Annotated in this window: 8 protein-coding genes; 1 reads left to right on the forward strand and 7 read right to left on the reverse strand. The window is 39.0% G+C overall.

From position 1 onward, the window contains the following. Positions 1-94 precede the first annotated feature (94 nt). The 4 genes from ACTNBR_RS11425 to ACTNBR_RS11440 form a co-directional block, all read right to left on the reverse strand. Positions 95-928, reverse strand: coding sequence for a carbohydrate ABC transporter permease (locus ACTNBR_RS11425; RefSeq protein WP_427806672.1), 834 nt, complete (start codon positions 926-928; stop codon positions 95-97). A gap of 15 nt (positions 929-943) precedes the next feature. Further along, the gene (locus ACTNBR_RS11430; RefSeq protein WP_441018336.1) at positions 944-1,855 is read right to left on the reverse strand and encodes a carbohydrate ABC transporter permease; all 912 of its coding nucleotides are present in this window, start codon (positions 1,853-1,855) and stop codon (positions 944-946) included. Positions 1,856-1,931: 76 nt separating this feature from the next. After that, on the reverse strand, positions 1,932-3,281 hold the full coding sequence (locus tag ACTNBR_RS11435) for an ABC transporter substrate-binding protein (RefSeq protein WP_441018334.1): 1,350 nt from the start codon (positions 3,279-3,281) through the stop codon (positions 1,932-1,934). Between the two features lie 44 nt (positions 3,282-3,325). Next, positions 3,326-5,314, reverse strand: a complete 1,989-nt coding sequence (locus ACTNBR_RS11440) for a TIM-barrel domain-containing protein (RefSeq protein ID WP_441018332.1) — start codon at positions 5,312-5,314, stop codon at positions 3,326-3,328. Positions 5,315-5,745: 431 nt separating this feature from the next. Between ACTNBR_RS11440 and ACTNBR_RS11445 the strand changes: the two genes are divergently transcribed. Next, positions 5,746-6,579, forward strand: coding sequence for a tyrosine-type recombinase/integrase (locus tag ACTNBR_RS11445; RefSeq protein ID WP_441018331.1), 834 nt, complete (start codon positions 5,746-5,748; stop codon positions 6,577-6,579). 138 nt (positions 6,580-6,717) lie between these two features. Here ACTNBR_RS11445 and prdB read toward each other — a convergent pair whose 3' ends face one another. From prdB to prdA, 3 genes are read right to left on the reverse strand one after another with little or no spacing between them, the layout of a single operon-like run. Then, positions 6,718-7,443 (reverse strand): D-proline reductase (dithiol) protein PrdB, encoded by a 726-nt coding sequence (gene prdB / locus ACTNBR_RS11450; protein ID WP_427806666.1) that lies wholly within the window; start codon positions 7,441-7,443, stop codon positions 6,718-6,720. A gap of 20 nt (positions 7,444-7,463) precedes the next feature. After that, the gene (locus tag ACTNBR_RS11455) at positions 7,464-7,742 is read right to left on the reverse strand and encodes a CBO2463/CBO2479 domain-containing protein (RefSeq protein ID WP_427806725.1); all 279 of its coding nucleotides are present in this window, start codon (positions 7,740-7,742) and stop codon (positions 7,464-7,466) included. Positions 7,743-7,757: 15 nt separating this feature from the next. Then, positions 7,758-9,611 (reverse strand): D-proline reductase (dithiol) proprotein PrdA, encoded by a 1,854-nt coding sequence (gene prdA, locus ACTNBR_RS11460; RefSeq protein ID WP_441018329.1) that lies wholly within the window; start codon positions 9,609-9,611, stop codon positions 7,758-7,760. Between the last annotated feature and the right edge of the window lie 134 nt (positions 9,612-9,745).

Genomic DNA, 9,745 nt, shown 5'->3' on the forward strand with positions numbered 1-9,745 from the left:
GAAGTGTATCACATTAAAAATGCAAAAAGCTTCCTCCAGTCCCTAAAAGGTGCCGGCAGAAGCCTTTACATATTACTAAGATGTCGCAGAATTATTATCCCTTCATACCACTCATAGCAATACCACGAACAATATACTTCTGGCAACAGATAAATAAAATAAGCACCGGAATAATCGCTAAAATTGACCCTGCCATAATAAGATCATATCGTGATGTAAATGAATTTCTAAAAGAGGATAACCCCATCTGTACTGTAAATTTAGCATCTGATGCGATGTAAATAACCGGTCCCATAAAATCATTGTAAGAACTCTGGAACTGGAACACTGCCAAAGTTGCAATAATGGGTTTACAAAGCGGCATAAAAATTTGTGCCCAAATTCTAACGTGACCGCATCCATCAACGATAGCTGCTTCTTCAAGTTCCTTAGGTAATGTCATAAAAAACTGTCTCGTTAAAAAGATTGAAAATGGCGTACCAAACATAATCGGCAAAATCAATGGTACATATGTATCATAGAATCCTAAATCTTTAAACATAAGGAATCTTGGAATTAATGTAATCGCAAACGGAACCATCATAGCCGCAATAAAGCACATGAAAATCGTCTCTCTAAATGGGAAACGTAAACGAGCAAATGCATAGCCTGCCAGTGATGAAAAGATAATATTAAATACTGTAGCAGGCACCGCAATTTTCATAGTATTTAAAAACATCTGCCAAAAACTAATGCTTCCTCTTGACGCTGCCTCAATAAAGTTTTCCACCTTCCATACTTTTGGGAAAAAAGTTGGTGGATATGCAAAGAGTTCTCTCTGACTCTTAAACGCAGATACAATCATCCACAAAAATGGCAAAATAACCAAAATCGCCACTAAAATAACCATGAAATACACGAAAACCGAACCTATTTTCTTCCTTTTCATGATTGCCACCTCCTTTTATTCATCATATTGAACTTTTTTATTCATAACTCTATCCTGCAACAATGTAACTGCCAATATAATCACGAACATAACAGCTGCCATTGCACAAGCATATCCCATTTTTTGATATTCAAATGCATTTGACCACAAATAATAAGATACCGTATATGTAGAATATCCCGGTCCACCTTTAGTCATAATGAATATCTCAGTGAACATCTGGAATGCATCAATAACAGCAGTCAACATTACAAAATAGATAGATGGCATAACAAGTGGTATTTTAATATAAATCAATTTCTGTAACGGTGAAATTCCATCGATTGCAGCTGCTTCATATAATGACTCATCTATTCCCTGAAGAGCTGACAAAAAAATCAACATATTATATCCTGCCCATTTCCATACAGACATAATCGCAATAGCAAACAAAGAATACTTTGAATCCGTAAGCCATCCTATAGGATCCATATGAAACAATTCTTTTAATATAAAATTCAAAATACCGTAATCCGTATTATAAATCCACACAAACAGCAAAGAAACTACTACAATTGGACATACTACCGGAAGATAATATAATGTTCTAAAAAATCCAGCTCCTTTCATTTTACGATCAAGGAGAAGCGCAAGTAAAAAGGAACTAATTACTGACATAGGAACATATATAAGAACCCATTTCACTGTATTACAAAGAGCTGTTTTAAAAACTTCGTCATGAATTAACGTTTTATAATTTCCGAAACCAACAAACGTAGGTTCCTGTAACAAATTCCATTCAAAGAAACTGATAAAGAAAGAACGAATGATTGGATAATACATCATAATGATCAAACTAACTAAAGGTAAAAGGATAAATAAATATCCTGTGCATGCCTCTTTTTGTTTCAGCGTCAATCCCTTTTTAGGCAACTTTGCATTTTTCACGGTCAGACACCTCCATCTTAATTCAAACTTTTATAAAAGGTATCCTGTTTTTGCAGGATACCTTTTCTCTAATTTTTTACTTAAACACAGTTGTATTTGCCTGCTCATCAATAGTCTTAACTGCTTCTTCAATTGTTGTTACACCTTCAAAAGCATCTGACAATCCGGCATTAATAATACTATTATATTCAGCCCACTGTCCTGTTAAACATGCTTCAATCTGAGATTCATTTCCAAGATATTCTGCAGAATTAATGAATGCATCAGATGATGGTGGTGTATTTACATAATCTTCATTTGCCAGCAAATCAGTATAAACAGGTAATGATAATGCAGATTCCATAACCAATGCAAGTCCTTCATCACTCATCTGATAAGACAGAAGATTTGCTGCAATATCTTTATTTTCGCTTGTTTCTGCAATACAAACCATACTACAAATAAATGGACAAGTACGTGTTGTACCCTTCGGCATTTCAACAGCATCCCATTCAAAATCACATTCTGAACGGAATGAAGGAATAACCCAACGTCCGGATGGATACATAGCAACTTTACCGATAACAAACAGACGGTCTTCGCTATCACCTGTTGATGAAACAGTTCCAGGAGAAGGTGCTGATCCAGCCTGTACTAAATCATACATTACACTAAGTCCTTCAAGCGCTTCTGGAGATGAAAGATTAGATTTTCCATCTTTGAACCACTCTGCCCCAAAGTTACCCATCCAGTTAATCCAATCTGCACGATAGTTGTTAATGGCTGTACCATAAACATCTACTCGTTCTCCATCGCTGCTCTTTTGAGTAAGCTCTGCTGCGATTTCTTTGTAATCCTCAACTGTCCAGTCATTTGTTGGAACTTCAACACCTGCTTCTTCAAACAGATCAAGATTGAGGTACATTACATATGAAGTCCAATCTTTCGGAAAAGCGACCTGTTTTCCATCAATATTACCAAACTCTAATACACCATCAATGATGTCTTCTGTGAGCTGTGGATATTCTTCCAGAACTCCGTTCATATCTGAAAGCATTCCCGCCTCATAATAGGCTTTTACACCAGCTTCACTTGTCCAGAACAAATCCGGAAGAGTGCCTGCTGCAGCCAGCGTCTGAAGTTTTGTTGCATAGTCAGATGGTACATACATTTGTTCCACTTCAACATTCGGGGCATATGCTTGATATGATTTAAACACGTTCGCATACATTTCACGTTCATAATCATCCCCAGAATGCATGTAAGTAACCTTACCGCTCAATTCTGCCGCTTTAGATGCGCCCTCCCAATTTGTGTCTTCTGCAGAAGCGGTAGGTGTTGATTCTTGAGTTTTTTCTTCTTCCTTTTTGCCTCCACAGCCTGCCAGTGCCACTGACATAGTTAACGTAAGTGCCAGTGCCAAGGTTTTTTTCAGTGTCTTTTTCATGTTTTTACTCCTTTCTTTTGTTTATTACTTAATGCGTGAAAGCATTAGCAATCATTTGACCGGAACATCTCGCAAGTAAGTTCTGTCCCTTTTCTTAAATACAATGGAATCCGGCTAATCGGCGTCTCCGCTACTATTTCAAGTCCACCCGAATATTCCTCTCCTGTAAATACATCTACCCAAATTTCATTTCCCGGAAAATATACTTTTCTTTCTCGTCTTCCCAACTCATATACCGGACAAACCATAATATCAGGTCCAAACATATATTGGTCAAAAATATCGTAATTTCTTTCTTCTGGATACTCATAAAATAATGGGCGCATAAGCGGTGTGCCACTTTTCGAAGCAAGCTTCAGATTTTCATAAATATATGGCCTTATCCGTTCTCTTATCTGCACAAACGCTTTCATAATCTCATACGCTTCTTCGCCATAGCTCCACACTTCATTAGGTCCGCCAGAATAGCAAAATCCCTCAAGACTTACCGGTGAGGAAACCGGACGATCTTCACGATAACGAAATCCATGTATCCTGAATACCGGACAAAATGCACCAAATTGAAACCATCTAATAATACATTCTCTATAATCAGGAGAATCGGGATCTCCACCATGAAACCCACCAATATCTGTAGTCCACCATGGAATTCCACTTATAGCCACATGCAATCCTGTTTTAATCTGACGACGAAGGCTATCAAAATCTGCACAAATATCACCTGACCATAAGACAACCCCATATTTCTGGCTTCCCAAGAAAGCACATCTGATTAAGTTGACAATTTCTGTCTGTCCCGCCTCTTTTTGCCCGTCATAAAATGTCTTTGCATAATAATATGGATAAAGGCTACTAACTTCCATTCCATTTCCCAGCCAATATCTTAAATTGTCATAATCATAAGGTGTAATTTCTGGTTCCGATTCATCAAGCCAAAAATTTTTCACTCCCAAATCATAATAATTTTTCTTCACTTTATTCCAAACATATTCTCTTGCTTTTGGATTTGTTGGATCATAATAAGTTTCCGGCCCACGGCAATACACTAATGTTCCCGGTCCTCTTTCGGATCGTATCAACATATTCTTTTCTCTCATTTCCAAGAAATTCTCACTGCGTGGGTCTACAGTTGGCCAAATAGAAACCAAAAGTCGAATTCCCATTTCATCCAATTCTTTTATCATAGCAGCCGGATCCGGCCAATATTTTTCATCAAATTTCCATTCTCCCTGCTGTGTCCAGTGAAAATAGTCACACACAATCATAGAAATAGGAATCTGTCTGCGTTTATACTCTCTGGCAACTTCCAACAATTCTGACTGCGTTTCATAACGTAATTTTGATTGCCACAAACCGGTTGCCCACATCGGGAACTCTGGTGCGAAGCCAATCAATGTACAATAACTCTTTTCTATTTCATCAGGTGTATCTCCGACTATAACAAGATAATCAATCTGTCTAGCCGATTCTGCGACCCATCGTGTCATTGAAGTTCCAAATTCCACTCTTCCTATCGCGGGATTATTCCATATGAAGCCATATCCCCTGGACGACATAACAAATGGTATTGTGCTTTTTGTATTCTGCTGACACAAATCCAATGTTGCACCTTTCAAATCAAACAAATCGTGTGCTTCTTGCCCTAATCCATAAAAATGCTCGCCTACACTTTGGCAAAAATTCTGTTCCAGATGAAAGAGTCCTCCATTATGTCCCCGAATAATTCTCGCCCCTATATCTCTTTCATTTCTCCATAATTCTTTCAGCAAAAGTCTATGTTCCTGATTAAAAAAAGTGATATGCCCATCACCACTGACCTCGACACAAATTTTCCCATTCGTCAACTGTATGGTTCCATCCTTCCCATCGCAAATTTCAACTCTTGCTTTTAATGGCTCCAATAATGTCCAATCAAGATCAGCAATTTCTCCCGCCGAAGCTCTCACTCTAACAACATTAGGACCATAAGCCTCAACTTGAACGAATTCGCCCTCATGAAAAATTTGAATTTTATCTTGAGTTTTTTCAATCATCTGACTAATCACTCCTTCAAATAATTCATTTCCTCTCCCTCTAAAATCCTATATAATTTTCTCAGAGTATTTTACTCTGCGAAATAAACCGTACATAAGTATGAACTATCTTTAGACTATATTCTACTAATGATTTCAAAATATGTCAAGCAATATGTACGATGAAAGGAGGGTGGGAAAGCAAAGTTTTTGTATAATTTGTGCAAAATAGAGAAAATACATTAAACTTGTACAGTCAATTTTAACGTAATAGAAAGGAATTCCCATATAATGTCAAAACAGAATCTTGAAATTTCTACACTTCCTCAAAATAACGATTATGAAGATTTTGAACAATTATTTAGTAGATGGCTAATCTTGATTAAGCCCAACTTGAAAGAAACTTCTTACAACAAATATTATAATCTTATGAAAAAAACATTTTACCGTTTTTGGGGAAAAAACAAATTTATGAGTTAACAACAGAATATATTCAGAATTACATATTACTGCTTCTAAATGGAGATAATTCACGGCAAGGTCTTTCTACAAAAACAGTCCAAGATACATTTTCATTAGTAAAACGAGCACTTCGTTTTGCTTCTTCCCAACAGATTCCTCTATATTGTGACTTCTCCATGATTTCCATTAGTCCACTCCCACCTTCTTTTAATGTCTTAACTTCCCATGAACAGCAAACACTTATAACGTCCTTGCAAACCCCAACATCATTAAGCGAAGTAGGTATTATGCTAGCTCTTTTTACTGGTATACGCATTGGTGAACTATGTGCATTGACATGGGATAATATTCATCTAAATGAGAGATATTTGGAAATAAAATATACTATGCAACGTATTCAAAATAAGACAAAAAAAGATGGCACTAAGACAAAGGTTGTTATTACTAAACCAAAAAGCAACTCATCTTATCGGTGTATACCACTTCCGGAATTCCTGGCATTTTATTTGAAATCATATCAAAAAAGTGGAAATGAATTCCTGTTAACCGGGAAAATCAATAAATATATTGAGCCACGAACGTTAGAAAACCATTTCAAATTAACTTTTAAAAAATTAAATATTCGAGATGTCAATTTTCATACTTTAAGACACACTTTTGCAACTTGTTGTGTAGAATCCGGCTTTGATATTAAGAGTTTAAGTGAGATTCTAGGTCATTCTTCTGTGAATATTACATTGAACAGATATGTTCATCCTTCAAGTGAACTAAAGAAAAATCAAATGGAAAAGCTGGAGCCTTTATTTTCACATACTGCTAAATAAATTCGCAGAGTAAAATACTCTACGAATTATACTCTTCTGGATAACAATCTTCAAAAGCAAAAAAGAGAACCCTTCGGTTCTCTTTTTTGCTTTAAAGCCTCATAGACTATTTATCTGAGACTTTATATTTCATATCACTTATACTTTCGCAACATATTCATACGGAAGTGAAACTACCTTTCCGGCAGATTCAATGCTCACCAGAGCTTCAAGAGTTGCTTTAACAATAGCTGTCTGCATTTCCACATTGTTCGGCTCTCCTGCATTTGCTCCCATCGGAACAAGCGGAGCTACCGCACGTGGTGAACCGGTCTGACGTACAACCGGCGGAAGTGCCGCGATAATGATAGTCGGAATGCCAGCGGCTTCAATTGCTCTCTGCACCAGAACTGCAGAGCGGTGGCAGGTACCTCAACCAGCGGTGAGGATAACCGCATCCACGCCTTCCTCAACAAACATCTGAGCGATCGCAGGACCGGTTTCACCCTTGAATTTCTCCTGATTTCCGCCGCCGCCCATGAATCCTGCATGAACCGGTGCACAGGCTTTGATAAATCCTTCCTTTGCCAGCTCATGGATTCTATCAATTGGGAACATACAGTTGATGTCTTTGTTCACATCACTGTTGTCATATCCTCCGTGTGAAACCATAAGCTCACTTGACGGCATCGTATCGGTAATTTTTCTCCAGGTAAAATCTCCTGCAAGATTAAATCTTTCCTGTTCTTTATGGTGCACACCTGCCGCTGTAGCAAGTGCAATCGTCATATCTTTTAATTCTTTCTTTACAGGCGCCCATACCGGCGGCGGAGTAATCGGAACATAGATTTCTGACTGCAGCCCTTTAACAACTGTTAAACTCATGTTACTACCTCCTCTAATTGCTATTCACATTCTTCTTTATGAGACTTCATTTCTTCCTGACGTCTCTGATAAGTATCCAGGTTACTTACATATTTGTCATTGGCCTCGGGACCTAACTGTTCAATAAAACTCATATTCCATCCAACTTCCTGTCCCACCACTAATGGATAATCGGTAATCAGCATTCGCATTGGAATCTTCAGATAGCCCAGACGTCCTTTGAGATCGATCCCAACACATCCATCATGAATTTCTACGATTACCCCTTCCATATAAATGATTTTATCGCCATATTTCATGTTCTTCACCTGTTCTTAGTCGTATTTTTCTTTTCTCTTCTGGCTCATCGGCAAAGACTGCTCATTCTTTACCAGTTCCAGCGTATCGTCCATCGTCTCGGAAATTAATTCCACATTGGTTGATTTCACGTTCGGATTCCATTTTCTTTCCGGTTTCTTTACTTCTTCGCCAGCCATTGCAGCTTTCAGCATTGCAAGTGCGCGTACTGCGTCTTCCTTGCAAAGCGTGTTGCAGGCAAGAACTTCATTTTCAATACCAGACTCAGATTTATTATTATCAATCATATGAGTCATATATTTATTTCCAACAACCAAAGCTCCTTGAACTGCGCAGAAAGACATCCCGACAACAGAGATTCCTCTCATACCGATCTGTTCAATATGACTTGCAAAGTCAATGTGGTTGTTTCCAAAGCCTTCTGTTGTGACGAAAGCTCCGTCAACATCCAGTGCTTCCACCATCATGCCGACACGTTTGGATACATAGAATTTTTCCGCATTGATCTGTGGACTTCCCACGAAAATAACACCGCAAAGGTCTACTTCTTCGTCATGGAGCACTTCCGTAACCAGAGGTTCTCTCCAGTAATGTCTTGACATTTCCTTAGAAGCAGGTCCAATGCAGGTCAGTGCATGGATACATCCGTCCAGTACCTCAAGCGGAGAAACCATAACCGGAACATTTCCAAGGTCTACGTTCGGTTTTGCCCCAAGAACGCCGACCGGCTCAACCGGAAGGATCAGGTTATCATGCATTGCGCCCTGTCCCATGATCTCTTTTACGATTACAACCTTCTTCTTTCCAGGTCTTCTTACCTGTTCAAATGTTTCTGTATTTACTACAAGGCTTTCATCTTCAAGCGCTTTTAAAGCCACCCGGATTTCCTGTGTGATCACATCTGTTGCGGTATGTGCTGCAAGCGGGCCCGGTCTTTCCATATTGGTTCCTTCTTTGATCACAACTTCTGTCTTGATAAAGATCTCGCCTTTATCCGGTGCACCCGGACGATTCCACATGATGTTTTCGTCCAGATAGCCTTCGGAAGAACCGAATTCACCAATCTGTACACCGTTGTCATCTGTTCCTGTGACCATCATAACAACACCATCAAGTACTCTTGTTGTTCCGCTTCCGATCTCGTCATCGCCTTCTTTTGCAGCGATTGGCTGAACGTCCATAATTGTCTCAGAATAGGTATGATACATATCCGGTGTAATGATATCAATTTTAAGGCTGTGTACCAACTCCTGAGAAGCAACTGCTTCTTCCTCAATTCCTTCTCTGATGTAAAGAGTCGTGCCTTCAATCTTTGTCTCCGGGCCGCGTTTTACTTCTGTAATCTTATAGTGCTTTCTTGTTACACTTCTTACAACTTTCGGTTCCGGTTCTTTCACCGCCGGTGCTGCCTCCTGAACCGGAAGCTGTGCAGGAACTTCTGCTACTGCAGCACCGCCATTAAAACCCACCGGAAGTTCAATATTGATATCTTTTCCTTCTCCGATATGAATTTTCAAAATACCGGATGCCGCAGATGCCTGGCATACCTGTGCCGGTGCTGCAGCAGATGCTTCTACCGGAGCCGCTTCTTCCTCTTCTTCTATCGGTGCTTCTGCAACTACATTGGCTCCTTCTACCAGATCAGCGGTAAGCGGTGTAAGAGAGTCACAAGTCTTAACCAGAGTTGCTCCCAGAACCTGTTCGATCGTAAGCGCTCCTTCCAGATTCAAAAGTCCTGAATCTACCAGATCATCGAAAATAGCCGGATCTTCCAGATTTGCTGCCTGAATTGTAATTCCGCCTTCTGCTCTGCAACATAATACGGCAGGGTCTTTTGCATGTTCTTTTGCTGTTTCAGCTGTAATTGACATAATATTACCTCCTCGTTACTTGTGGTAGTGTCAAAAACTACCTGTTTTTTTGTCCCAAAATTCAATAAAAACCTTGATTTTATGGGAGAATGCAAATAAAAAGAGCATTGACCTCCCTTTTTCTGGTATAATGT

Source organism: Bariatricus sp. HCP28S3_F11, from assembly GCF_052065395.1.
Taxonomy (GTDB): Bacteria; Bacillota; Clostridia; order Lachnospirales; family Lachnospiraceae; genus Allocoprococcus.